Origin of the sequence: Paenibacillus sp. 2TAF8 (genome assembly GCF_052114825.1) — a bacterium.
Lineage (GTDB): Bacteria > Bacillota > Bacilli > Paenibacillales > Paenibacillaceae > Paenibacillus.
Window position 1 is genome coordinate 25,546 of the sequence record NZ_JBFRFN010000032.1, and the last position, 26,988, is coordinate 52,533.

Sequence of the window (26,988 nt, forward strand, 5' to 3'; positions counted from 1 at the left end):
TCCGACCCTTTGGATATTAACCCTTCAGTTCTTTGATCCGTGCGATGACTTTATCCCGTTTATCGGAATAATCTGCTTGTTTGGCACGTTCTTCCTCAATGACTTTAGCGGGAGCCTTTGCTACGAAACCTTCATTCGCCAGTTTTTTCTCCACGCGGAGTACTTCACTTTCGAGATTCTGAAGTTCTTTCTCCAGACGAGCTACTTCCTGCTCAATATCAATCAGACCAGCCAGCGGCAAGTACAATTCTGCTCCCGTGATGATCGCTGTCATGGCTTTTTCTGGCGAACTCAGATCCAATCCACTCTCGAATTCGGATGTGTTACAGAAGCGTTTGATGTAATGACTGTTGCGCTCAATAATGCTGGACGTTTCATCACTATTCGCTTTGACCATTAATTCGATCTTTTTGCTCATTGGCACATTCACTTCGGCACGAATGTTCCGAACGGCACGAATGGTATCCATGAGCAAGTTCATCTCGGCAACAGCTTCCGGATTCTCTAGCGCAGGGTCGTATACCGGCCAGGAAGCAAGTGTAATCGTCTCCCCATCATGAGGCAGATGTTGCCAGATCTCTTCGGAGATATAAGGCATGAACGGATGAATCAGGCGCATAGTCTGATCCAGCACGTAAGCCAGCACTGATTGTGTTTTCTTCTTCGCAACCGGATCTTCTCCGTAGAATGACAGCTTGGCAAATTCGATATACCAGTCACACAGATCATCCCAGATAAAGTTGTACAATACGCGGCCTGTTTCCCCAAATTCATACGCATCGATTAGACGCGTAATATCACGGGAAGTTTCGTTCAGGCGGTGCAAAATCCAATAATCCGCTGTTCCCAGCTCACCGCTGATGTCACGTTCCTCGTAAGTGAACCCTTCTAGGTTCATCAATGCAAAGCGGGAAGCGTTCCAGATTTTGTTGGCAAAGTTACGTGCTTGCTCCACCCGCTCCCAGCGGAAACGCAAATCCTGTCCCGGCGTACTGCTAGTCGAAATCATGTAACGCATTGCATCTGCACCATACTTCTCGATAACATCCAGCGGGTCTACACCGTTACCAAGAGATTTGGACATCTTCCGTCCATCTGCGTCACGTACAAGACCATGCATCAACACATCCTTGAACGGAATTTCATCGGTAAATTCCAATGCCGTAAAGATCATACGGGACACCCAGAAATAAATGATGTCATATCCGGTTACAAGCACATTCGTTGGATAATAACGCTGTAAATCTTCGGTTTCTTCCGGCCATCCCAGTGTGGAGAAAGGCCAGAGCGCAGAGCTGAACCATGTATCCAGGACATCTTCATCCTGTCTCAACTTGCGTCCTGCATATTCAGGCATCGTGGTTGGGTCTTCAGCAGTGACAATAATTTCACCAGTCTCTTCGTCATACCAAGCAGGAATACGATGTCCCCACCAAAGCTGACGTGAAATACACCAGTCACGAACATTTTCGATCCAGTTCAAATACGTTTTTTCAAAACGTTCGGGTACAAAGTTTACACCATCTCCACTTTTTTGTTTCTGAATCGCTCTCTCGGCGAGAGGTTTCATCTCAACAAACCATTGTGTGGACAGATAAGGCTCTACAACTGCACCCGTACGTTCACTATGTCCAACCTGATGCAGGTGGTCTTCAATGTTAATTAAAACACCCAGTTCTTTCAGATCAGCCACAATTTGTTTACGGCAATCACTGCGGTCTAGTCCCTGATATTTGCCTGCTTCAGCATTCATCGTGCCAGTCTCATCCATCACTGTAATCTGTGGGAGATTATGACGAAGACCTACTTCAAAGTCATTCGGATCATGTGCTGGAGTAATCTTCACCGCGCCACTGCCGAACTCTTTGTCTACGTAATCATCTGCAATGACCGGAATTTCGCGTCCAATGATTGGCAGCACAAGAGTTTTGCCGATCATGTCAGCATAACGCTCATCCTTAGGATGAACAGCAACAGCGGTATCACCCAGCATTGTTTCCGGACGTGTCGTTGCCACAGTAATGTGACCACTTCCGTCTTTGAGCGGATAACGCAGATGGTAGAGATGTCCCTGAACTTCTTTATATTCAACCTCAATGTCTGAGAGCGCCGTACGGTTTACCGGATCCCAGTTGATAATGCGTTTACCTCTGTAAATGAGGCCTTTTTCATACAATTGTACAAACACTTTACGCACCGCTTTGGACAGACCTTCATCCAGTGTAAAACGTTCACGCGAATAATCCAGCGATAGCCCCATTTTACCCCATTGCTGACGAATGGTTGTAGCGTACTGGTCTTTCCAGTCCCATACTTTCTCCAGAAACTTCTCCCGTCCCAGATCGTACCGCGTCAATCCCTCTTCACGCAGCTTCTGCTCCACCTTCGTTTGGGTCGCGATCCCTGCATGGTCAGAGCCTGGAAGCCAAAGTGCATCGTATCCCTGCATCCGCTTTGTACGAATAAGGATATCCTGCAATGTGAAGTCAAGCGCATGCCCAATGTGAAGCATCCCCGTTACGTTTGGGGGTGGAATTACAATAGTATAGGGCTCGGCATCCTTTCGTTTACCCGCTTGGAAATACCCGCGCTCTGTCCAGGTGGAGTACCATTTGTCCTCTGCAGCCTTCGGATCGTATGTTGTCGGCATTTCGGTTGTTGCATTTTTTTGTTCAGACATGTGTCATTCCTCCGTTACTTCATCTTCATCATAGCCCCTAAACTCATTATTAGGGCAAAAAAAACAAAAAAAACCTTTCATCCATCAAAGGACGAAAGGTTAGCTTTCGCGGTACCACCTTTGTTTCACGCTGACAACAGAATAACCATCTATCCTCTGTATCTGGCGTGACACTTCAAGCAGATAACGGCTGCGACCGGCCCATCCTACCTCCGAGGTTAGTGAATTAACACATCCACCTCAAGTACTCAAACAGGCAACTCCCGGGCGACTTCGATCAGTTGGTTCCTGCGGAATCTCACAGCGTATCGATTCCACTCTCTGAAAGGTCATACTGTCTACTACTCCCGATCCACGTCATTATTCAAAAAAACCTAAACACATCATACCTTGCTCGTGAGTGATAGTCAACCTGGCAGCAGCGGAACCAGGCTATCGGACAACTGTAATGTTAAAAAACAAGTAAAACCCGTAATCCTGGCCAAGGATTACGGGTAGCTTAAACTAGGATTACCTTAGTAAGTTTGACTAAGGAATATATAGAATCTGTCCTTCTTCAACAACCTGTTCGGTCAATCGATTATATAACTGAAGCTCTCTGGTGCTAAGCTGGTACCTGTCTGCAATAGCATCGAGTGTTTCTTCGCGCTGTACGATGCACAGTTTGACTTTGCGGAAAGGCGTCTGATCCACGATCGTACCCAGGAACAGATTTTTCCATTCCACATCTTCTGCCTGACTATCCTCTTCCGGAACGACTCCAGCTGATATTTCCTCGCTGCGTTCGCCCTCACCTTCACGGACAGCACGGCCGGAAGACAACAGAGAAGAAATGCCTACGCCCTCTTCTTCTCTTCTTGCCGATTCCTTCTTACTGCCAAAAGCAACCTTCAATTCCGGCTTGTCTTCCATCTCAGCGATCGGTTCAGGGACAGTCCCGTCGTTCTGTAAAAGACCCCCTTCTTCCGCAGCTTCAACAGAAGGCCGCTCCTCTTCAGACTGAGCCGCTTCGGATGTCGCAAATACATCTTGCCAGTTCTCTGTCTGAGCCTGTGCTGGAGCACTCGAAATCAATTGCTCTGCTTGCGGGCCCACGGACCGAGCTTCTTCAAAGTGCCATACATCAGGTGCAGTCTCCACAAGTGGCTTCGATGTTGTTTCAGAACGGGCCTGCACAGACGTATCTGGACTCCATGATCCTGAACTCTCAGGTGCACTATTTACCGAAGGTTCGGGCCATGCCGAGGCTTCATCCTCTATCGGAAGCAATGGCTCGGATTCTGGATAAGAAGCCAATCTGTCAGCCGTTTCGGCCATGAACGATGAGATTGGAGAAGGGGCTTCAACCATTTCATTCGATGCTTGTGATGGTAGAATTCCCTCACCCGAATCAGGCTGTCTATTTTCATCCGGTTCTTCCAAAGGAGCAGCATCAGATGTAAAAGGCTCGGCTGTTGCCTGGTTCCAGTAGGCTTGCGAGAGCTCTTCATACCCCGATTGCTCTTCAACTCTCAGAGACAAATCAGCAGATTCTGGAGAACCGTACGCAGCAAGCTCAGCCGCATTCGCCAGCTCTTGCTCTTCATTACGCAACCCGGCTTGTTCCGACAACTCGGAATGATCTGTCTTACCCAGTTCGCTCTCCCTGCTGTCAGGCTGAACTTCGGGAGAATGAACAACCGTGAATTCGTCGGCCGACCACACTTGTGGCTCCTCTGCCGGGAAACCTTCAATACCTCGCAAAGACAATACACCTGTAATATTCAAACTCCGGCTAGATAACAGGTCTACATCAAAATTTTCAATCTCAATTGAAATGTCATCAATGGATCTCACCCTGTTCAATGGCACGGTAATCTCGACAGGAATAAAATGTTTTAACTCCTCCGAATCTTCGCTCTCTCCCCGGTACGTTCCTGTAAGCAGCAGATGCCCCCTCAAGGTAGCATGGTCGTCCTGTCCAATCACTTGAATGCGGGGATATAATTCAATTTCCTCTAGTTCCTCAATAGCCGGCACTCCCTCAGACAAATGAACGCGCTCATAAATATCGAACCGTAAACCATAAGGTTGATTCAACAAAGGTGGCGTCCTCCTTTCGGCATATGTTCACCATGATCCTTCTCATGGGACTGATCCATGGTCCAATCCTTCGTTACCCATCTATATGCCTTAAAAGAGATGGGCATGCCACCTTTTGTGAAAAAGCCTGCTCTGGTTTCATCCATTTTTGGAGGAATGAAGAAGCAAGAATTAAAAAACAGACCTGCTATATCAGGTCTGTCCTTTTACGCTGTTACTCTCCCTCGCTGCCAATTGTTCGAAATCGACTGGCCAAGGGTCCTGCACCTCAATTAAAGCTCCGGTTAGAGGATGCTTAAAGCTGAGCACTTCGCCATGCAATGCCTGTCTCCCAATGGGATCTGGGCGACCTCCATACAGTTTGTCACCGACAAGAGGATAACCCGCATAGCTGAGGTGCACGCGAATCTGATGGGTACGTCCGGTCTCCAGCTTCAAACGTACGAGCGTTGCCTTTTCCCATGCGTTTACGATGTCCACATGAGTGACCGCATCCTGTCCTGCTTCGGAGACACGTCTGCGTTGCTTATGATGCCTGTCCTTGCCGATCGGCACATCAATCTTGCGAAGATCACTCGCTATTTGGCCGCCTGCGATAGCAACATACTGGCGATGGATCGCTTTACGGCGCATCGCTTCATCAAGTTTGGCGAGCGCAAAAGCATTTTTGGCATATAAAACAGGGCCGGTCGTATATTCATCCAGACGATGAACATGACGCACACTGGTTTCGATTCCATTCATCTGGTAGTGCGAAGCCACCGCTTGATCCAGCGTTATTGTCTGTTCTTCACGACTGCCATCCGGGTGAAGCTTCATTCCGGCTGGTTTGTGCACAACGAGGCAGAAATCATCTTCGTACAACACATCCAGATCAGACCAACGTGGCTCCACATCTAACGGCTGCACAGCAAAAAGGGCCAGCCGAAGCCGGTCCCCTGCTAGCTGTACTCCCTGGGTTGCCTTGAGCTGGCGCAATAGCTTTTCCGGGAACTCGAGTTCAGACAGGAGCCACTGTTCAGCAGCAGCTTGTCTGTCCTCTTTTCCAATCACCGCCTTGCCTGGCATCAGTTCAAGCCATTGACCGCGACGTTTCCAGCTTTTTATATTCATAGTGACTGCAAAGCCTTACGGTTGGCCTCAATGGTATCCTCGATATCCTGCTCCGTATGCACACCGGACACAAACATCCCTTCATACTGGGAAGGCGCCACACTAACTCCTTGATCAACCATCGCTGCAAAATAACGGCGGAACTGATCCAGATTGCTTTCCTTTGCAATATCATAATTCGTTACTGGCACGTCACTGAAGAATGGACATACCATTGAACCGACACGGTTGATCGTCACCGCAACGCCTGCTTCTGTTGCATTTTTTTCGAATCCAGCCTGCAAACGTGCAGACAACATCTCCAGACGATCATAAACTTCTGGTGTCAGTAGCTTCAGCGTCGTATAACCTGCCGCCATTGCGAGCGGATTACCACTTAGTGTACCAGCCTGATAGATTGGTCCTGTCGGCGCAATCTGTTCCATCAGATCTCGGCGACCACCATAAGCTCCTACTGGAAGCCCGCCGCCGATAACTTTACCCAGACATGTCAAATCCGGTGTAACCCCAAATCGGCCTTGTGCACAGTTAAGTCCTACACGGAAACCTGTCATGACTTCGTCAAAGATCAACAGGCTTCCATACTCCTTAGTCACACTGCGCAATCCTTCCAGAAAACCAGTAGCGGGAGGCACGACACCCATATTGCCAGCAACCGGCTCAACGATCACAGCCGCAATCTCTTCTCCAAATTTTTCAAAAGCCAGACGCACGGACTGCAAATCATTATAAGGAACCGTGATGGTATTCAAAGCCACCCCTTCAGGTACTCCCGGGCTGTCCGGCAAGCCCAGCGTAGCGACTCCCGATCCAGCTTTGATAAGCAAGCTGTCTGCATGTCCATGATAGGAGCCTTCAAATTTCAAAATCTTACTACGTCCAGTTGCCCCGCGAGCCAAACGAATGGCACTCATCGTTGCTTCCGTACCGGAATTCACCATGCGCACGATATCAATAGAAGGCACACGCTCGCATACAAGCTTTGCCATTTCTGTCTCAAGCAGGGTTGGTGCACCGAAGCTTGTGCCTTTCAGGGCTGTCTGCCGGAGTGCCTCCACGACTTCAGGATGAGCATGTCCCATAATCAGTGGACCCCATGAACCTACGTAATCAATAAACACATTGCCATCAATATCGTAGATTTTGGAGCCCTCCCCACGCTCGGCATAGATCGGCGTGAGTCCGACCGATTTGAACGCCCGAACCGGACTGTTCACCCCTCCAGGTATGTACTGCTTGGCTTCCTCAAATGCGCTGCGTGAGCGCTCATCATTGCGGCGATTGCCTTGTTGTGCAGTCATGAACATCCTCCTTAATTTAAATTTACTTTTCAGCCAACCAGCGGGATGCATCTTTGGCGTAATACGTAATAATCATATCTGCCCCGGCACGTTTCATACTGAGCAGGATTTCCATAGCCACCTTTTTCTCATCAATCCATCCTTGAATTGCGGCCGCCTTAACCATTGCATACTCCCCGCTTACATTGTAAGCCACGAGCGGAAGATCAAACTGATCCTTAATGGTACGCATAATATCGAGATAGGACAATGATGGTTTGACCATCAACATGTCCGCTCCCTCCAGCACATCCGTTTCAGCTTCGCGCAGCGCTTCCCGAGCATTTGCCGGGTCCATCTGATAGGATTTTCGATCCCCGAATTGCGGTGTGGAATCTGCAGCTTCACGGAATGGACCGTAAAATGCCGAAGCATACTTAACGGAATAAGACATGATTGGAATATGATTAAATCCATTCTCATCCAGCCCGGTACGGATCGCTTGTACAAAACCGTCCATCATATTCGAAGGTGCAATAATATCTGCGCCTGCCTTGGCTTGCGATACCGCTGTTTTAACAAGCAATTCCAAGGACTCGTCATTCAGAACATCACCGCAGATATGTCCGTCAATCTCTGTAGTATGCACCATGCCACAGTGACCATGGTCGGTGAATTCACATAGACAAGTGTCTGCAATCACCAGTAATTCAGGATACCAGGATTTGATCAATCTCGTCGCTTCCTGCACAATGCCATCCTCTGCAAAACCGGATGAACCCACACTGTCTTTTGTTTCCGGAATACCGAACAACAGTACAGCCGGTATACCCAGTTCAGCAATTTCTTTGACTTCTTCCTGTAGACGATCCAGCGAGAAACGGAATACGCCTGGCATTGATTTAATCTCAGACTTTACATTTTCACCATATGTGACGTAGATCGGTTGAATAAAATCATCCACTGTCAGATGTGTCTCTCTCACCATGTTGCGAATACCTGACGATTGACGTAACCGGCGATGACGTACGATTGGAAAACCCATTTATCATTTGCCTCCCTGAATTTCATTTGCAAAAAGGGAAGCGCGCCGGTTCTTCACGAATTCAGCACGCTTCATATGTTTAACCACAGCTAATCCAGCTTAATTGCTACCAACACTTGCGGCAGCGCGTTTCCATTCACATAAAACATCGATCAGGCTAGTCATCGTGGCTTCCTTCGCCATAAGAGTAACCTCTAGCCCGGCAGCCTCCGCGGTCTCAGCGGTAACTGGTCCAATACACGCAACCTCTACTCCTTTTAGTAGCGGCAACGGATCTTCCACACCCATTCGTTTCAGCATCTTCATGAAGTTCTTCACCGTAGATGAGCTGGTAAAGGTCACCGCATGAATACCACCCTCTTCAAGCAGTTTGAGTAATTCGTCATCATCCTCACCCGCAAGGATGGTATCATATATGATTGCCTCGGTAACGTGCAATCCTCGCTCTCTCAATTGCTCCGGTAACCAAGACCGCGCGAGATCGCCGTGAGGGATCAGCACCTTCTGGCCTGCCTTCAACTCACTTTCAAACGCTTCGAGCATGCCTTCTGCTTGAAAAGGCCCTTTAACAACTTCAGGCGCGATCCCGTGCTTGCGCAGCGCTTCTGCCGTGGATGGTCCCACGGCTGCGATTCTGGCCAGATGAAGCGAGCGAATGTCCTTACCTTCGTTTTCCAGATGACGGAAGAAAAACTCTACACCATTGACACTTGTGAAAAAGACCCAATCAAATGTATTTAACGCACTCAGTGCATCTTTGACACTTTGTTTGGAGGATTCGCTCGACGGCATAACCGTTTCAATGACCGGGAACTCATAGGGTTCACCACCGAGTTCTTCAATACGATTCACCAGTTCACTCGCCTGACTGCGGGCACGGGTAACCAGAATTCGTTTGCCAAACAGCGGCAGCACCTCAGCCCATTTCAATTGCTCCCGCTGTCTGACCACATCTCCAACGACGATCACAGCTGGTGGCTGAAAATTCGCCGCAATGACTTTGGCTTCGATATCCTCCAGCGTTCCCGTAATGGTATCCTGTTCCGCCCGAGTCCCCCAACGTACAAGCGCCACGGGGGTAGTAGCCGGACGACCATGACGAATGAGCTGCTCGCTAATATAACCAATCTTGGCAACACCCATCATAAACACCAGTGTGCCCGTTGCATTCGTTACTTTATCCCACTGAATGCTGCGATCCAGCTTGTCCGGACTTTCATGTCCGGTAATGATGGAGATGGAGGAGGCATAATCCCGGTGTGTCACCGGAATACCCGCATACGCAGGCACGCTGATTGCTGCTGTTACACCAGGTACAATCTCAAACGGAATGCCGTTTTTGTGCAACAATTCCGCTTCTTCCCCTACCCGTCCAAATATGGTCGGATCTCCACCTTTTAAACGCACAACCACTTTGCCTTCAAGAGCCAGATCCACAAGGAGCTGGTTAATCTCTTCCTGTTTCATCGTATGTCGATCCGGGCGTTTCCCCACATAAATTTTAACTGCACCGGGTTTCATTAGTTTCAGCAATCGTGGACTTGCGAGCCGATCATAAACAACGGCATCTGCCTTGCCGATGCTCTCCCATCCTTTTACCGTAATCAGTCTTGCGTCTCCAGGACCCGCACCTACCAAAAAGACTTTCCCCACCATGCCTTCATCCCCTAACTTCTGCCAGTATCTGTTCAGCCCCGCGATCAATTAATCTCCAGGCCACTTCTTCTCCCAGGCGAACCGGATCTTTACCGCTCAATGTTTCCTTCAAGATCAGTCCTCCATCCGGCGTACCAACCATTCCCGTTAATTGTAACTTGTTTTCACTGTTCAGGGAATCTGCATCTTCCGGAATCCACACCGCATGTGCACCAATCGGTACCTGACAACCTCCGTTTAACACGCTCAGGAAACGACGCTCTGCCATGACTGGCGAAGCTGTTGCCGGATCGTTATAGAGAGACAGCAAATGTAGTAATTCCTCATCATCTTCGCGGCACTCAATGCCAAGAGCCCCTTGGCCCACAGCCGGAAGGCAAGCTTCCTCAGACAAATATTCCGTAATCCGATCCTCCCAGCCCATTCGAGACAAGCCAGCTGCTGCCAAAATAATGGCATCCAGTCCTTCGGTTTCAAGCTTCCGCAGCCGTGAGTCGATATTACCGCGGATAGATTCCAGTTGCAGGTCTGGGCGATAGGCCTTCAACTGGCTTGATCTGCGCAGACTGCTTGTCCCAACCCGTGCACCCTCTGGCAACTGGTCCAGTGTAAGGCCGCCACGAGATACAAGTGCATCCCGAGGATCTGCCCGCCGGGGAACTGCACCGTTCACGAGACCTTCGGGAAGCTCGGAAGGCATGTCCTTCATACTGTGTACAGCCATATCAATGGTGCACTCCAGCATCGCCTGTTCGATCTCTTTGACAAACAATCCTTTACCGCCCACTTTGGACAACGTAACATCCAGAATGAGGTCTCCCTTTGTTACGATCTTATGTACCTCAAAATCAAAAGCTAAACCTTCCCGCTTACAAATATCACGTAAATCTTGAATCACATATCCGGTCTGTGTTAACGCCAGAGCACTTTGTCTACTGCCCACTTTAATTGTACGCATATCTACATTTCCTCCTGATTACGGGATATCCAGTTCCCGATTTCTTCTTCGGTCCACCACTCAAACTGCCCCGCACGTATCGTATCCAGCATATCCATTTCCGTCAGACGCCGTAGCAATGTTCTTCTCGCAACTGGAGGCAGTCCACGGGACTTGATCTCCATTCTCATCTGGTGTAAAAAATCAAGATACGTCTCGTATTCATCTCCAAACTGTTGTTCAAGCAAAGCACGAATCTCGGCTGCCGCAGCAGGTCCTGCACCGGCAGTCGAGATGGCGATGCTTAACCGCCCTCGTCTGACCACACTCGGCGTAATAAAGCTGCTATTGCCAGAAGACATCGCATCATTCACCAGTATTGCCTCCGCTTCAGCCTCTTGAACTATAGCATGATTCACATTCTGATCATCCGTTGCAGCATATACGAGAAAGGCCCCCCGCAAATCTCCATTGCGGTAGGACCGGGCTATCCAATCAATTCGGAATTCCTGATGCAATTGTTCGAGAGCAGGCGTAAGCAGAGGGCTAACCACCGTAATTCGGGCTTCCGTCTGCAATAATCCCCTCACCTTACGCTCAGCGACACGCCCGCCGCCGATCACAAGTATGGATCTGTCTGAAATATTCACATAAATCGGCGTGTAGTGTTCCATACCCTTCACTCTCCCGTCCAGCGATGAAACGCCGAATACGCATTGGATAAAAAGCTGATGATGACAAGCGCATAGCCAATCAATGTCCATCTGGACATGACCATCATCGAAAACTGTTTTCTTCTCTTCACGATAAAATAGCCAAAATAGATGGCAATCGCCAGACCTGTCGAAATGACCTTCAGATCCAGCAATAGATGCCAGCGCCGTTCCGCCACGATGGACAACACAGCCAGCACAACAGATACTCCCAGAAGCGGCGTACCAATCAGTGTTGCGCCATCCATATATTTTCCAATGACCTCCAGGCTGGGCAGACGCCGCACCGTGTCATTCCATTTTTTGTTTTTCAACTTGTGATGAAGGAATAGATACAACAAAGCGAATACGGAAGCAACCGTGAGTGCTGCAAAGCCCAGGTTGGCTAGCGTAATGTGCATAATCAGCAAACCATGAACTGTCTGCCAATTGTGCAGCGAGATTTCACCTGCTGTAAACCATAACCGGTTCAGTACGGTCACCGAGAATCCAACGATGTTGAGCAACAAGATAACAAACTCCGAGCGCTGTACCCGAGTCATAATCAATGACATCAGAACGATGCTGAAAGAGAAAATAAACAGAAAATCAAAGGTAGTATAAATAGGGAAGTGACCTTCCATCCACATGCGCAGAATAACATGGGTTACCTGCAATCCCCAAACAACAACAAGAAACCCTGTGCCTGTCCGTTTCGCCCCCGCATTGCGTCGAATGCAGTCCGAGAAATAGAACAGTAGGCTCAGGGCATACATATAAATTAAAGCCTCATAGACTTGTTCAGCAAGGGTCATGCTGCTCACCTGCCTTATACGCCTGCCGGAATATAAGCCGGCACGGGTTCTTGCCGGTTTTCGTTAAGGTGAACCGCTGGTTTGCCCAGAGCTGTTGCGTCACTCTGATTCACTTTTTCAGCAGCCATATCAACTGCATCCTCCAGCGCGAAAATCTGCGTAAACATGCGCAGTGCTTCATCACCTTGCTTCGTACCTGCCATTTCCTTGATCCGGTTGATCGGATCGGTCGTCATTTGATTCACAATACTCTTAGTCAATCGACGAATGACTTTACGCTGATGCTCATCGAGCTCTGGCAGCTTGTTAAACAGGCTATCCATCGTTTCTTCGTGAATAGACACGCCCTTCTCTTGCAATGCCCGAATGACTGGACGAACACCAAGTGTTCTGAGCCATTGGTAATAATCTTCCATCTCTAGCTCAATCATTCTCTCAATCTTCGCCGCTTCCACCTTACGCATCTCCAGATTACTCTCCACAATGCCTTCCAGATCATCGATATCGTATAGGAATACGTTAGAGATTTCGCCAATCGCCGGATCAATATCGCGTGGTACTGCAATATCAATGAGGAACAGCGGACGTGATTGCCGGCGCTTCATACCTTCCCGAACAATGCCTGCATCGAGAATATAACGTTCAGCTCCAGTGGAACTGATGACGATATCAACCTCACCCAGTCTGGTCAGGGCTTGCTCCATCGTACATGGCGTTCCCCGGAATTTGCTGGCAAGCTCCTCCGCTCTGGCGAGCGTACGATTGGCTACAATAACTTCAGATGCCCCGTTGGCATACAGATGTTTAACCGTAAGTTCACTCATTTTGCCGGCACCCAAGATAAGCACCTTCTTGTCTGTGAACATACCAAAAATCCGCTTGCCGAGTTCAACCGCAGCATAGCTGACAGAAACGGCACTCTCCCCGATGGAAGTCTCCGAATGCGCTCGTTTGCCCAAGGTCACTGCCTGTTTGAACAGTTTGTTAAACCAAGTGCCGGTTGCTCTCTCTTCCTGCGCTTTGAAAAAAGCCTGTTTCACTTGGCCAAGAATCTGAGTCTCTCCAATGACCATTGAATCCAGTCCGCAAATGACCCGGAACAGATGTCGCATGGCTTGATCATCCTCATATATATATAAGTGTTGCGTAAATTCTTCCCGTGGAACGTTAAACCACTGCTCCATAAAAGTTCGAATAAAATAACCGCACATGTGAAGACGGTCGACCACAACGTACAATTCCGTACGGTTACAAGTGGCTACGATTACACCTTCCAATACACTCTTGGTCAGCTTGAGCTGCTGCAGCGCTTCAGACAAGTCCTTTTCTGCAAATGTGAATCGTTCTCTGACCTCTACAGGCGCCGTGCGATAATTCAAACCAACAACAACGATGTGCATTGCAAGTTCACCTGCCTAATAAATTTCCAATCAAAGTGCTTACTGTATATCTCTATCCAATTCAGAATGACATAGTTAATTATATCACACATCACGTCCACCACTCGCCCGTTTTTATGAAATGTTTATGAAATCCACATGATGATTATCATATGCATTGTCATTTATTGTAGTGTCTCACCAATGTTCACCGTTATGCGTTATAGAATAGGAATGATGAACATTCGAGGAAACGAAGACTTTGCAAGCCGATTCAAGACTGCTTATAACAAATAGCCATGGAATCATTCCATGACTATCTAGTTGCGGGAAACATGATGTGTTTTTCAAATATTTTAGGTTAGCGATTGTCATCTTCAGCTGTTTGAACAGCTTCTCCGGTCTCGTGATCGGCCTCTTCTTCAACTGGTGCGTATTTGTCTATGCGGGCATGGCGGGTAATAATATCCCAAAGCTCTTCCTTGCCCAAACCTTCCTCGGATGAAAAAGGGACAAACAAGTCCCCTGAGCGAAGACCGAGTGCTTCTTTGATGACTTTAATATGCTTTGCTCTGCGAGTCTTAGGAATCTTGTCCATCTTCGTAGCCACAACGACCAGCGGCAGACCATGATGGCGTAGCCATTCATTCATCATCTTGTCTTCCTTGGACGGCTCATGCCTCATGTCCACCATCTGCATGACAAGTTTCAATTCATCGCGCTGTAGCAAGTACTTTTCCATCATTTTACCCCAGGCAAAACGTTGCTCTTTGGATACCTTGGCGTACCCATAACCCGGAAAATCCACAAAATACAGATCCTGATTGATCTTATAATAGTTTAGTTGCTGGGTCTTACCGGGTGTAGCACTTGTACGCGCCAAATTTTTGCGATTGATCAAACGGTTAATCAGTGATGACTTGCCCACATTGGAGCGCCCCGCCAGGGCAACCTCCGGCAGGCCATCATCTGGATATTGTTCAGGCCGAACGGCGCTAATTATAAATTCAGATTGATTGACTTTCAAATTGCATCTTTCCTCTCTTGAACACCTGTCTTGCGAGCATAACGATTCCACATTTTCATCCCGTATTATGCCATCATACCTTCTATCATATCAAAAAAAACTTCTCCTGTACCAAAAAAACAACGATTGAACTCGAAAAACGACGATTTTGACCAAATCACAACAGATTATAACAAAAAAAACCGTTCCAGCGGACGCCGAAGCTTCCGCAGAACGGTCTACTCTCCATACGATCCCTGCGGATACGTGTAGATTACAGATGAATGCCCGCCTGCTCCACTAGAGCATGCTGCAACACCTGATCCATATGAGCTACTGGCACAAATTCCACATCTTCCTTGATACTGTCTGGAATGTCGCGCAGATCTCGTTCGTTATCCTTAGGCAATAATATTTTTTTGTAACCCGCACGGTGGGCCGCAAGTGACTTTTCTTTCAAACCGCCAATCGGCAGCACCCGTCCGCGCAGTGTAATTTCACCAGTCATGGCAATGTCTTTGGACACATGTTTATTCGTCAGGGCCGAGATTAAGGCAGTCGCCATCGTAATACCGGCAGATGGGCCATCTTTAGGGATAGCACCCTCCGGTACGTGGATGTGAATGTCATTTTTCTCATGAAAATCCGAAGCAATGCCCAGCTGTGCAGCTTTCGAACGTGTATAACTGAAAGCCGCCTGAGCAGATTCTTTCATTACGTCTCCCAGCTTACCTGTAAGGGTCAGCTTGCCCGTTCCTGGCACCACAGTTACTTCGATCACAAGCGTGTCTCCGCCGACCTCAGTCCATGCAAGCCCTGTTACAGTACCAATTTGATCTTCCAGCTCAGCCATGCCATACCGGAATTTGCCCGGACCGAGATAGTCTTTAACATCATCTGGCAAGATCACAATCTGGCCCTCTGCACCGGATACAATATTTTTAGCTGCTTTCCGGCAGAGCGACGCCATTTGCTGTTCCAAATTCCGCACACCCGATTCACGCGTATACTCGCGAATAACTTTAAGCAGGCTGTCCTCCGGAACTTCCAGTTGGTCTTCTTCCAGACCATGATCCTTCTTCTGTTTGGGCAGCAAATAATTTTTGGATATTTGCAGCTTCTCCAGCTCGGTGTAACCTGGGATATTCAGCATTTCCATACGGTCTAATAGCGGACGCGGAATGTTGTGCACCGTGTTCGCCGTAGTTATAAACATAACGTTGGATAAGTCAAACGGCAGCTCTACAAAGTGATCACTAAACGTATTATTCTGCTCTGGATCAAGCACCTCTAGCAATGCAGCCGAAGGATCTCCGCGTAAGTCGGAAGCCATCTTGTCGATCTCATCGAGCAAAAATACAGGATTAAGTGATCCTGCTGTTTTCATGCCTTGAATAATTCGACCAGGCATCGCACCTACGTAGGTACGACGGTGTCCACGAATCTCTGCTTCATCCCGTACGCCGCCGAGCGAGATCCGGACAAACTCCCGACCCAGCGATCTGGCGATGGAACGGGCAAGAGAGGTTTTACCTACCCCTGGCGGGCCAACCAGACAAAGGATCGGACCTTTAAGCTTTTTGACAAGCTTCTGCACAGCCAAATATTCCAGTACACGCTCTTTGGGTTTCTCGAGACCATAGTGATCTGCGTTAAGCACCTCTTCAGCCTTTTGAATATCGAGATCATCATCCGTCATCTGGCTCCAAGGTAGAGCTAGCAACCAATCCACATAGTTACGGATGACGCCGCCCTCGGCAGAGCTTGCCGGCATTTTCTCCAATCGATCAATCTCTTTCTCAACCTTCTCTTTCACCTTGTCCGGCAGGCCGAGACTTTCCATCTGATTACGAAGTTCTTCCACTTCGCCTGCACGGCCCTCTTTTTCACCGAGTTCCTTCTGGATTGCCTTCATCTGCTCACGCAAATAGTATTCCTTCTGTGTTTTCTCCATCTGTTTCTTCACACGCTGGCTGATCTTGCGTTCAAGTTCCAGCACTTCACGCTCATTGTTCAGGATGTCCAGTAGTTTCTCTAGACGCTCACGCACATCAATGGTCTCCAGGATTTCCTGTTTGTCCTTGATCTTCAAAGACAAGTGGCTTGTAATAACGTCCGCAAGACGCCCCGGTTCTTCAATGTCTGACACGGCAGCCAGTGTCTCGGGGGTTACTTTTTTGGACAGATTGATATAATTCTCGAACTGGTTCAGAACGGTACGCATGAGGGCATCCGTCTCTGGATGGTTATTCTCTTCCTCAGGCAGCTCTTGCGCCAGCACCTCGTAATATTCTTCGTTGTCCGTATATTCAATAATTTCAGCCCGTTCCAAGCCTTCCACAAGTACTCGAATCGTTCCGTTGGGCAGCTTAAGCATCTGTCTTACCTTAGCTACGGTTCCAATGCGGAATATATCCTCTCGTGTAGGTTCCTCAATATTTACCTCGGCTTGGGAACATAGGAGAATCAAATGTTCTTCTACCATCGCTTTTTCTAAAGCCTTGACCGATTTCTCCCGGCCCACATCGAGATGCAGCACCATACTCGGGTAGACGAGAAGTCCTCTTAAAGGCAGTAAAGGAAAACGACGACCTTTCGCTTTGCTCGGTCCCATCGCTTTCGCACCTCCAATGGCTCTCAGGTTGTAGTCATCCATTATTCTATCAAATGTTCACATAAAAAACCAATGAAGGGAAGCGCTTAGCAGCTTCCCGAATCTGTAACTCGCTCTTGACGAGATGACTCTGCCCTAAAAAAAGAGGCCGAGGCCGGTGGGAAAATCTCCGGTTTCGGTGTCACAGTCTCTTCTGCCGCCAACTGCCGTTCCACTTGTTGCGCTCCCGGCTCCCAGCCAAAGACTTCACGGAACACATCCTGAACTGTTTCTACAGGAATTACCCGCAAACCATCCAGATTATCAAAAATGGACTGCCAGTTTTCCGCCGGTATAATAACCGTCTTCGCTCCAGCCTGGAAAGCTGCCTCTACCTTCGCCAGCACGCCGCCAATCGGCTTAACACGACCGTGGATACTAATCTCACCCGTCATCGCCAACTCATGGTCTACAGGGCGTCCTTGAATGGCTGAAGTAATCGCTGTCGCCATGGCAATTCCGGCCGATGGCCCATCGATTGGCGTACCTCCCGGGAAATTCACATGTAAATCGTAATCACCCGTGCGGATGCCCATCGCTTTTAATACGGTTAACACATTTTCAACCGATCCTTTAGCCATACTTTTCCGCCGGAGTGTGCGGGAACCGCCTCCAATCTCTTCCTCGTCCACGACACCTGTGATATTGATGCGGCCTTGCTCTTTCGGAGCAGGAACAGCTGACACCTCGATTTCCAGAATCGTGCCCATGTTTGGTCCGTAGACGGCAAGCCCATTGACAAAACCGACCTGCGGCTTCGAAGGAACCTTGCGATCCGGCCTTGGCTGAATCTGGCTGCTCCCGACAACCCACTCTACATCGGAAGCCTGAAGCGTCTCACGCTTTTCGGTAAGCGCGAGTCCAGCAGCCAGCTGAATGATGTTGACTGCTTCGCGTCCATTAGTCGCATATCGCTTGACCACATCTACTGCATCCGGGCAAGGACTGAACCCGATTTTCTGTACCGCATCTTCCGCAATTTCCCCAATCTCCTCTGGTAACAATGGACGGAAGTAAACTTCCATACACCGTGAACGTAAAGCAGGGGGAAGCTCATGCGGGGAACGTGTCGTCGCTCCAACAAGACGAAAATCAGCCGGCAACCCATTCTGGAAAATATCATGGATATAAGCAGGAGTATGCGTGTCTTCCGAGTTATAGTACGCACTTTCCAAAAAGACTTTGCGGTCCTCCAGTACTTTCAACAGCTTATTCATCTGGATAGAATGTAATTCTCCAATTTCATCAATAAAAAGCATACCGCCATGCGCTTTGGTGACCGCACCCGGCTTCGGTTGAGGAATACCCGCCACGCCCATGGCTCCTGCTCCCTGATAGATCGGATCATGGACAGAACCAATTAGCGGATCAGCGATACCTCGCTCATCAAAGCGAGCAGTTGTCGCATCCAGTTCTGTAAATTTGGCATCGGCTTTGAATGGAGAGGTCGGATTTTTTTTCGCCTCTTCCAGCACGACCCTTGCAGCAGCCGTTTTCCCCACTCCTGGCGGGCCGTATATAATCACATGCTGCGGATTAGCACTGCATAATGCTGCTTTGAGTGCACGAAGTCCATCTTTCTGCCCGACAATATCGTTAATGGTAGCCGGACGTGTCTTCTCCGCCAGTGGTTTGGTCAGCGAGATAGAACGTAGCTTGCGGAGCTTCTCCAATTCTTTCTTTGATTCACGCTCAACGGCAGTCCGGTTTGTTTTCTGGCCCCGAAGCAAATTCCAGAAGTATAACCCGATCACCACGCCAAAAAATAACTGTATCAACATGAATACCATGCCCAAGTCACCCATATTTCAACATCCTCCTGTTCTGTGCTTCATCTCATCTGTGATCATTCTAATACTTGGTAGTATAGCCTTTTCAACGAGACGTAAACGGAAGAAGAGGATTTTGTGCCAGAGAAATTGTATGTAGCCATACAAAAAGCCCGCCAAGTATGACGGGCCTTCATATTTCACCTATTTAACTTAACACGATCGCTTGAATAAAATTAGGAACAAGTTCATTCGGAACAATTGTACATCATAAGATTAGTGCGAACGTCCAGGGATGACACCTGTTTCTTCGTATGCTTCGACAATTTTATCGATTTCTTTTTTCAATTCTTCTACCATGATCTCTTCCGGCACTTTACGAATCATTTTACCATGACGGAATAAAAGCCCTTCACCACGGGCACCAGCAATGCCGATATCCGCTTCTTTTGCCTCGCCTGGACCATTCACCGCACAACCCAACACAGATACTTTGATCGGTACCTTAAGTTTAGAGATATACTCTTCCACTTCGTTGGCGATGGAAAAAAGATCGATATCAAGACGCCCGCAAGTTGGGCAAGAGATCAGTGTAGCCGCATTAGAAATCAGGCCAAAGGTTTTGAGCAGATCGCGTGCAACCTTAATCTCTTCTACCGGATCGGCACTAAGCGAAATACGCATCGTTGAACCAATTCCCATGGAGAGAAGTGCGCCCATACCCGCGGAACTTTTAATCGTGCCCGAGAACAGTGTTCCTGCCTCGGTGATGCCAAGGTGCAGCGGATACGGAATAATCTGAGCCGCCTTGGTATAAGCTTCGATAGCCATTGGTACATCGGATGCTTTAAGTGACACAATGATATCGTGAAAATCAAGCTCTTCCAGAATACCAATGTGGAACAAAGCACTTTCGACCATAGCATCTGCTGTAGGATAACCATACTTTTCAAGCAGATGGTTCTCTAGTGAACCCGCGTTTACCCCGATCCGAATCGGAATACCCTTTTCTTTGCACGCTTTGACAACCTCTTCTACTTTGGCACGTTTACCGATGTTGCCCGGATTGATCCGAACTTTATCAATGCCATTCTCGATAGCAAGCAAAGCGAGCTTATAGTTAAAATGAATATCCGCTACAAGCGGGATATGAATCTGCTTCTTGATTTCCTTAATCGCTGCTGCAGCTTCCTCATTATTCACTGTTACACGCACCACTTGGCATCCAGCTTCTTCCAATCGCAAAATTTCTGCAACTGTCGCTTCAACGTCTGCTGTTTTGGTCGTACACATACTCTGAATAATAACCTCGTTACTGCCGCCAATTGTCAAGTTCCCTACTTTTACGGGACGGGTGTCCTGTCTTAAATACATGAGTGATTTCTCTCCCCACAACGTCAAAGCTCCACTCTGACAAAAGACCATATATACGCCTTCTGCCCAAGTGGAGAACTGACAAGTCTATATTTCAAAGCTCAATTGAAGATGTGCTGATTAAGCACTCTCTTCTTGCTTATCATCCTTTGATTGGCCAAGTTCAGGCACAACTTTTTTCTCGACAACTTCTTCGGTAATGACACAGCTGGTTACGTCTTCACGTGAAGGCACTTCATACATGATTTCCAGCATGATACCTTCAATGATTGCACGCAAACCACGTGCACCCGTGTTACGCTTGATTGCTTCTTTGGCAATCGCTAGCAATGCACCCGGTTCGAACACCAGATTGACATTATCCAGCTCAAGCAGTTTTTGATACTGCTTCGTCAGCGCGTTTTTCGGTTCGGACAAAATCCGTACCAACGTATCTTCATCCAGTGGCTCCAAAGTAGAGATGACTGGCAGACGGCCTACGAATTCCGGAATCAAGCCAAATTTCAGCAAGTCTTCCGGCAATACCATCCCCAGGTATTCACCCGGTTTCAAATCTTTTTGCTCCGTAGCAGCATTAAAGCCAATGACTTTTTTACCGATCCGGCGTTTGATCATTTGCTCAAGGCCATCAAAAGCACCACCGCAGATGAACAAAATGTTTGTAGTATCAATTTGAATGAACTCTTGATGTGGATGCTTGCGACCACCTTGTGGAGGCACGGAAGCAACGGTACCCTCGAGAATTTTCAGCAAAGCTTGCTGAACACCTTCACCGGATACGTCACGAGTAATGGACGGGTTCTCCGATTTACGTGCCACTTTATCAATTTCATCAATATAGATAATGCCGCGTTCTGCTTTTTCTACATCATAGTCAGCTGCCTGGATCAGCTTGAGCAGAATGTTTTCTACATCCTCACCCACGTATCCTGCTTCTGTCAATGAAGTTGCATCCGCAATAGCAAAAGGAACGTTCAGGATTTTCGCCATCGTTTGTGCAAGCAACGTTTTACCCGAACCCGTAGGTCCTAACAGCAAAATGTTACTCTTCGACAACTCTACATCCTCAATCTTGCTTTGTGTATTGATCCGTTTGTAGTGGTTGTACACTGCAACGGACAATGATTTTTTCGCTTGGTCCTGACCAATAACATATTGATCGAGAATATCACGGATTTCTTTTGGCTTTGGAATATCTTTCAGGTCCAACTCTTCATCATGACCGAGTTCTTCCTCTACGATTTCGGTGCAAAGTTCGATACATTCATCACAGATGTATACCCCTGGTCCAGCGACCAGCTTGCGAACCTGCTCCTGAGATTTACCGCAAAAAGAGCATTTCAGTTGCCCTTTCTCATCGTTAAATTTAAACATGAAACCACCCCTTTAGGAATTGATCGGTCTGCTGAGCACCTGGTCAATAATGCCGTACGTTTTCGCTTCTTCCGCACTCATGAAAAAGTCACGGTCTGTATCCCGCTCAATTTTATCAAGGGGCTGACCTGTACGATCAACATATATTTGATTTAGTTTCTGACGAGTTTTAATAATCCATTCTGCGTGGATTTTAATATCCGCAGCCTGTCCCTGAACGCCGCCAAGCGGCTGGTGAATCATCACTTCACTGTTCGTAAGCGCATATCTTTTGCCAGGAGCGCCTGCGGTCAGCAAAAGAGAGCCCATGCTCGCTGCCATGCCTACGCAAATGGTCGATACATCAGGCTTGATAAATTGCATCGTATCGTATATACCCATCCCTGCGGTAACAGAACCACCAGGTGAATTAATATACAAGCTGATATCCTTCTCAGGATCATCGGCTGCCAAAAACAAAAGCTGAGCTATGACAAGATTGGCTACATCGTCATCAATCGCACTGGTAAGAAAAATAATGCGATCTTTCAGCAAACGTGAATATATATCGTAAGAACGCTCGCCTCGATTGGTTTGTTCAACAACCATTGGCACCAGACTCATGAGACCAACCTCTTTTCTACATGTAATTAGACATTGCTAAATGTAAAGCAAACCCAAAATCATTTTAACATGTTCCTGTGACAATGTCATTTATCAGAAATCACGTCATCATAGGGATGTTTACGATTTAGCCTGATCATATTTAACCATGTTTTCTATGTATGTGCAAATTACACCCATCCTATGCCGTATTGACTTTTTTTATTTCCAGCCAACAACAAAGGTATCAAATCAACGGAAAACGGGCACCTAGAAACAAGATCAATGAGAATCCATATCAATACTCATTTTTCTATAAAATGGATGTCACAATTTAAAAATAAGGCACGCAATAACTCACGTGCCTTATCGTTTATACAGCTGTCAAATTCAAACAGCTTGTCTTATTTTTCGTCAGCTTCTGCAGCAGCTTCTTCGGCTGGAGCTTCAACCGGCTCAACAACTTTACTGTTCTCAACGAGAACATCGATTGTTTTGCGCAATTTAACTTCATCGCGAAGGCTGTCCAGGGAACCATTACCTTCAAGGATGCCACGGATCTCTTCAGCAGGACGCTTGTAAGATTCAGCCATTTTCTCGAGTTCTTGGTTCACTTCTTCATCGGAAACTTCGATGTTTTCCGCTTTACCTACTGCTTCAAGCACCAGGTTATTACGAACACGTTTCGAAGCATCATCATTCATTTGAGCTCTCAAGTCAGCTTGAGTTTGGCCGGAAAAGCTCAGGAACATCTCAAGGTTCATCCCTTGATTGCGGAGACGGTTGTCGAAATCACGCATCATGTTCTGTACTTCGCTGTCAACCATTGCAGAAGGGATGTCCACTTCAGCGTTCTCAGCTACTTTTTCTACAACTGCATTTTCCTGAGCAGCTTTAAACTCGTCTGCTTTACGGGAATCCAATTGTGTTTTGAGATCAGCTTTGTATTCTTCAAGAGTATCAAATTCGCTAACATCTTTAGCAAACTCATCATCCAGTTCTGGAAGTTGCTTGCGTTTGATTTCGTGAACTTTCACTTTGAATACCGCTTGTTTACCAGCAAGTTCAGTTGCATGGTAGCTCTCCGGGAAAGTTACTTCTACGTCTTTCAAGTCGCCAGTGGACAGACCCACTACTTGCTCTTCAAAGCCAGGAATGAATGTGTTGGAACCCAGTTCCAAAGAATAACGCTCTGCTTGTCCACCTTCGAAAGGTACACCATCAACAGAACCGTCGAAGTCGATTACAGCAACATCGCCGTTCGCTGCAGCACCTTCATCAATAACAACAAGCTCAGCATGACGCTGTTGCAGACGCTCCAGCTCTTCTGCAACTTCTGCATCCGTTACTTCACCTTTAGCTACAGCAACTTCGATACCTTTGTAGTCACCCAGGGTAACTTCTGGTTTCACAGTTACTTTCGCTTTAAATTTGAAGGATTGTCCTTTACCGAATTGCTCGATGTCTACATCAGGACGATCCACCGGGAAGATATCCGTTTGATCAATCGCTTCTGTGTAAGCCTCAGGAAGCAAAATGTCGATTGCTTCTTGATAAAGGCTCTCTACTCCGAAACGAGCTTCGAAGATTGGACGTGGTACTTTACCTTTACGGAATCCAGGTACGTTTGCTTGTTTAACCACTTTATTAAAAGCTTTGTCGAGTGCTTCCGTTACACGCTCTGCACCGACTTCAACCTCAAGAACCCCAAGGTTCTTCTCTATCTTTTCCCAAGTTGCTTTCATTGTATACTTTCCCCTCCAAAATTCACATGTTCACGTAGGCAATCACGTACAAAATAACCATTTTAGTATAAACAAGTTTGCATTCTTTTTCAAGGGGAATCCCTTGATACGGTTTGAGGTAAACGTTTCCGGCCTCTAATGACCGTCCAAACCGGCAGAAACAAACTGTTTCATAGAGCGATATGCCTGCTCAAGCCGAAACCTCATCGCACCAGTCACAGCATACATTGAGCGCGTATTTTCCTCATCGTGCGATCCGCCAAGACTGTCTGCCACCGTCATATGTAACGCAGCAGCCCAAATGTCGGCCATAGCATCATTTGGCTCCAGCATAGACTGGTAATCACGTGTTCCATATACTGCCATAACATACTGTATCCACAATTCCTGAGCAAAATAAAAGAGCGTAGGTTCATGAACCTCCGTCTGGTCTGCCACTCGCTCCAAAATCTGTACAATCTGTAGTGGGAATTCTTCCGGTCTAAGCGGAACATCAGCGATCTCAATCTCTACATCTTCCTCGCCTCTTGTGAACCGTACGATATCTTGCACCCCTCGTCGACGTAAGGTCTGCATCACTCTGAACTGTAATAAAGGATGGAGTGCTTTATTTTGCAACCACTGGATCAGTTCTTCATCCACTTTAGGAACGTCCAAAAAGGCCAGTTGCTCGAGTGCCAGCATCGTCTGTTCAGATAGTGGCCCCTCCATAACGGTACGAAGCAGCTTATCAACATAACCATCGTCCTGTGCAAGTTTCAACTTGGCATGCTGCCTCGCCATGTCTTCCTCACTGATGTCTTCTTCCTCTTCTTCACGAATTGCCGGCATTTCCATTTCTTCATATTGAGGAAATGCTGCCTGCAGCCATTCGAGCAATGCTCTCCACTCATCATAGTGACGTTCTTCCTGTCCTTGGCATTGCAACAAAAAGCGAAGCAAGTCCACTGCTTCAACGTAACGTTCATTTTCAAGCATAACCGTCAGTTGGATTTGATAATAGTCAAGCGTTTTTGGAAACAGTACAATATTGTTATTTTGTTCAGTCTCCGGGGTCCTGGATTCCTTGATAGGGGCACCTCCTCTGTTCCTGAATCTCCAGCTGGAATCGACCAAGAATAGATATATATCAACGAAATATGGATCTATTGTCTGAGTTCTTCTGATATTCTAACATAACCTTAATTAGAAAGAAAAAAACGTTGCAGCCGCCAAATATCATATACGAAAATGAGCCTGAAATAAAACATTTGATATTTTTTTTTATTTATGATAAAATCATTTTTGCTTGAAAAATTTCATGTCTCAGTAGCTCAGCAGGATAGAGCAACGGCCTTCTAAGCCGTCGGTCGGGGGTTCGAATCCCTCCTGGGACGTCATATAAAGGAGCTTCCTCCGGGAAGCTTTTTTGCGTTCTGGGGATGAGAACCCCAAGGGTTCGTCGGAGCATCCGCATCGAAAGCTTTAACTTCGCAGTCTCGACTGGAAGGAGAGTATCCCTCCTGGGACGTCATATAAAGGAGCTTCCTTCGTGAAGCTTTTTTGCGTTCTGGGGATGAGAACCCCAAGGGTTCGTCGGAGCATCCGCATCGAAAGCTTTAACTTCGCAGTCTCGACTGGAAGGAGAGTATCGGTTTCTCGTGATCGTTAGAGTTCAACACCTACATACGGCCTCCACACGCTTATTCCTTCCCTATCTTGCTGACCATGCTCTGGATCGGCTACACTTAGTTGGACAGAAAAAATAAGGGCTAGTAGAATGAACTTATTAAGCTAAGGAGCGGATTTCTACCATGTCCAAACAACAACGACGAACGTTTAAAACAGAGTTTAAAAAACAGATGGTGCAGCTTTATGAAAATGGCAAACCCAGAGCTGCAATTGTAGAGGAGTACGACCTCACAGCTTCAGCTTTAGATCGCTGGATCAAGCAATCGCAGGACACGGGTTCTTTTAAAGAAAAAGACAATCGTTCGCCTGAAGAAAATGAGCTTATCGCCTTACGAAAAGAAAACCAGCGTCTCCTAATGGAGAACGACATTTTAAAGCAAGCCGCGCTGATCATGGGACGAAAGTAGCTATCATCCAGAATAACCGTGATAAATACTCGGTATCAGCAATGTGCAGCGTCCTCGAAATCGCTAAAAGTACCTTCTATTATGAAATGAAAGAAGCGCCACGTGAAGATGAGCTCACGGCAGCTATTGTGAGTATCTTTCACAAAAACCGAAAAGCTTACGGTACACGAAAAATCAAAACCAAACTTCAGGAACGAGGATTCATCGTCTCCAGACGTCGTATTGGTCGAATCATGCAAGAACAAGGTCTCGTCTCCACGTATACGATTGCCCAGTTTAAGCCAAATAAAACGGCCTGTAATGAGGCGACAATTGCGAATGAGCTCGATCGTAAGTTTGACCAGACGGAAGCAAAGCGCTTCGTGGTAAGCGATCTCACGTATGTGAAGGTCGGATATCGCTGGCATTACGTTTGTGTCCTCATTGACCTGTTCAATCGCGAGATCATTGGCCACAGTGCAGGTCCACATAAGGACGCTGCTCTGGTTTCACGTGCCTTTGCAACGGTAGAAGGCGACTTGAGCCAAATCCAGTGGTTTCATACCGATCGTGGAAGTGAGTTTAAAAATCACACGATGGACCAGCTTCTAGGTACATTTGGTATTGGTCGATCACTCAGCAAGAAAGGATGTCCCTACGATAATGCCGTGGCCGAAGCCACCTACAAGGTCATGAAAACGGAGTTTATGTACCAGATGGAATTTAGAAGCCTTCGTCATTTAGAACTG

General features: G+C 47.4%; 19 protein-coding genes, 1 tRNA gene and 1 other annotated feature. Of the genes, 2 read left to right on the forward strand and 18 right to left on the reverse strand.

Features of this window, described 5'->3' with window-relative positions:
• Positions 1-16 precede the first annotated feature (16 nt).
• The 18 genes from AB4Z30_RS27880 to AB4Z30_RS27965 all read right to left on the reverse strand — a co-directional run bounded on the left by AB4Z30_RS27880 (position 17) and on the right by AB4Z30_RS27965 (position 25,160).
• Positions 17-2,680 carry a valine--tRNA ligase gene (locus AB4Z30_RS27880; RefSeq protein WP_441930842.1) on the reverse strand — a complete coding sequence of 888 codons (2,664 nt, stop codon included), beginning with the start codon at positions 2,678-2,680 and terminating at the stop codon, positions 17-19.
• 84 nt (positions 2,681-2,764) lie between these two features.
• Positions 2,765-3,044 (reverse strand) — a binding site (T-box leader).
• Positions 3,045-3,208: 164 nt separating this feature from the next.
• Complete coding sequence (locus AB4Z30_RS27885; protein WP_441930844.1) at positions 3,209-4,762, reverse strand: LysM peptidoglycan-binding domain-containing protein; 1,554 nt, start codon at positions 4,760-4,762, stop codon at positions 3,209-3,211.
• A 192-nt stretch (positions 4,763-4,954) separates the two neighbouring features.
• Positions 4,955-5,875 (reverse strand): RluA family pseudouridine synthase, encoded by a 921-nt coding sequence (locus AB4Z30_RS27890; RefSeq protein WP_441930846.1) that lies wholly within the window; start codon positions 5,873-5,875, stop codon positions 4,955-4,957.
• A complete protein-coding gene (gene hemL, locus AB4Z30_RS27895; protein WP_441930848.1) occupies positions 5,872-7,176 on the reverse strand; it encodes a glutamate-1-semialdehyde 2,1-aminomutase in 1,305 nt (434 codons plus the stop codon). The genes AB4Z30_RS27890 and hemL overlap by 4 nt, the downstream gene beginning before the upstream one ends.
• A gap of 22 nt (positions 7,177-7,198) precedes the next feature.
• On the reverse strand, positions 7,199-8,200 hold the full coding sequence (gene hemB / locus AB4Z30_RS27900) for a porphobilinogen synthase (protein ID WP_441930850.1): 1,002 nt from the start codon (positions 8,198-8,200) through the stop codon (positions 7,199-7,201).
• Positions 8,201-8,299: 99 nt separating this feature from the next.
• Positions 8,300-9,856: a uroporphyrinogen-III C-methyltransferase gene (cobA, locus tag AB4Z30_RS27905; protein ID WP_441930852.1), complete on the reverse strand. Its 1,557-nt coding sequence runs from the start codon at positions 9,854-9,856 to the stop codon at positions 8,300-8,302.
• A 4-nt stretch (positions 9,857-9,860) separates the two neighbouring features.
• Complete coding sequence (hemC, locus tag AB4Z30_RS27910; protein ID WP_441930854.1) at positions 9,861-10,814, reverse strand: hydroxymethylbilane synthase; 954 nt, start codon at positions 10,812-10,814, stop codon at positions 9,861-9,863.
• Positions 10,815-10,816: 2 nt separating this feature from the next.
• Complete coding sequence (locus AB4Z30_RS27915) at positions 10,817-11,467, reverse strand: precorrin-2 dehydrogenase/sirohydrochlorin ferrochelatase family protein (RefSeq protein ID WP_441930856.1); 651 nt, start codon at positions 11,465-11,467, stop codon at positions 10,817-10,819.
• 5 nt (positions 11,468-11,472) lie between these two features.
• Positions 11,473-12,300: a cytochrome c biogenesis protein CcsA gene (ccsA, locus tag AB4Z30_RS27920; protein ID WP_441930877.1), complete on the reverse strand. Its 828-nt coding sequence runs from the start codon at positions 12,298-12,300 to the stop codon at positions 11,473-11,475.
• Positions 12,301-12,314: 14 nt separating this feature from the next.
• Positions 12,315-13,700 carry a glutamyl-tRNA reductase gene (gene hemA / locus AB4Z30_RS27925; protein WP_441930858.1) on the reverse strand — a complete coding sequence of 462 codons (1,386 nt, stop codon included), beginning with the start codon at positions 13,698-13,700 and terminating at the stop codon, positions 12,315-12,317.
• Positions 13,701-14,040: 340 nt separating this feature from the next.
• Positions 14,041-14,706, reverse strand: coding sequence for a ribosome biogenesis GTP-binding protein YihA/YsxC (yihA, locus tag AB4Z30_RS27930; protein ID WP_441930860.1), 666 nt, complete (start codon positions 14,704-14,706; stop codon positions 14,041-14,043).
• A gap of 253 nt (positions 14,707-14,959) precedes the next feature.
• Positions 14,960-17,299, reverse strand: coding sequence for an endopeptidase La (gene lon, locus AB4Z30_RS27935; protein WP_441930862.1), 2,340 nt, complete (start codon positions 17,297-17,299; stop codon positions 14,960-14,962).
• 86 nt (positions 17,300-17,385) lie between these two features.
• Entirely contained in the window at positions 17,386-19,143 is a 1,758-nt protein-coding gene (lonB, locus tag AB4Z30_RS27940) for an ATP-dependent protease LonB (RefSeq protein ID WP_441930864.1), read from the reverse strand.
• Positions 19,144-19,383: 240 nt separating this feature from the next.
• On the reverse strand, positions 19,384-20,481 hold the full coding sequence (gene ispG / locus AB4Z30_RS27945; protein WP_441930866.1) for a flavodoxin-dependent (E)-4-hydroxy-3-methylbut-2-enyl-diphosphate synthase: 1,098 nt from the start codon (positions 20,479-20,481) through the stop codon (positions 19,384-19,386).
• A gap of 120 nt (positions 20,482-20,601) precedes the next feature.
• On the reverse strand, positions 20,602-21,855 hold the full coding sequence (gene clpX, locus AB4Z30_RS27950) for an ATP-dependent protease ATP-binding subunit ClpX (protein ID WP_434749705.1): 1,254 nt from the start codon (positions 21,853-21,855) through the stop codon (positions 20,602-20,604).
• A gap of 12 nt (positions 21,856-21,867) precedes the next feature.
• Positions 21,868-22,458: an ATP-dependent Clp endopeptidase proteolytic subunit ClpP gene (gene clpP, locus AB4Z30_RS27955; RefSeq protein WP_090919143.1), complete on the reverse strand. Its 591-nt coding sequence runs from the start codon at positions 22,456-22,458 to the stop codon at positions 21,868-21,870.
• A gap of 383 nt (positions 22,459-22,841) precedes the next feature.
• Complete coding sequence (gene tig / locus AB4Z30_RS27960) at positions 22,842-24,182, reverse strand: trigger factor (protein ID WP_441930869.1); 1,341 nt, start codon at positions 24,180-24,182, stop codon at positions 22,842-22,844.
• A 135-nt stretch (positions 24,183-24,317) separates the two neighbouring features.
• Positions 24,318-25,160, reverse strand: a complete 843-nt coding sequence (locus AB4Z30_RS27965) for a hypothetical protein (protein ID WP_441930871.1) — start codon at positions 25,158-25,160, stop codon at positions 24,318-24,320.
• A 324-nt stretch (positions 25,161-25,484) separates the two neighbouring features.
• On the opposite strand from AB4Z30_RS27965, the gene AB4Z30_RS27970 reads away from it, so the two are divergent.
• Both AB4Z30_RS27970 and AB4Z30_RS27975 read left to right on the forward strand, forming a co-directional pair.
• Positions 25,485-25,558 (forward strand) — tRNA-Arg (locus tag AB4Z30_RS27970).
• 417 nt (positions 25,559-25,975) lie between these two features.
• Positions 25,976-26,988, forward strand: a protein-coding gene (locus AB4Z30_RS27975) for an IS3 family transposase (RefSeq protein WP_441930873.1) whose coding sequence is annotated in 2 segments (ribosomal slippage) — positions 25,976-26,225 and positions 26,225-26,988 — 1,014 coding nt annotated over the 2 segments. Because the reading frame shifts where the segments join, the coding sequence is not laid out codon by codon here. This gene is flagged as partial in the annotation.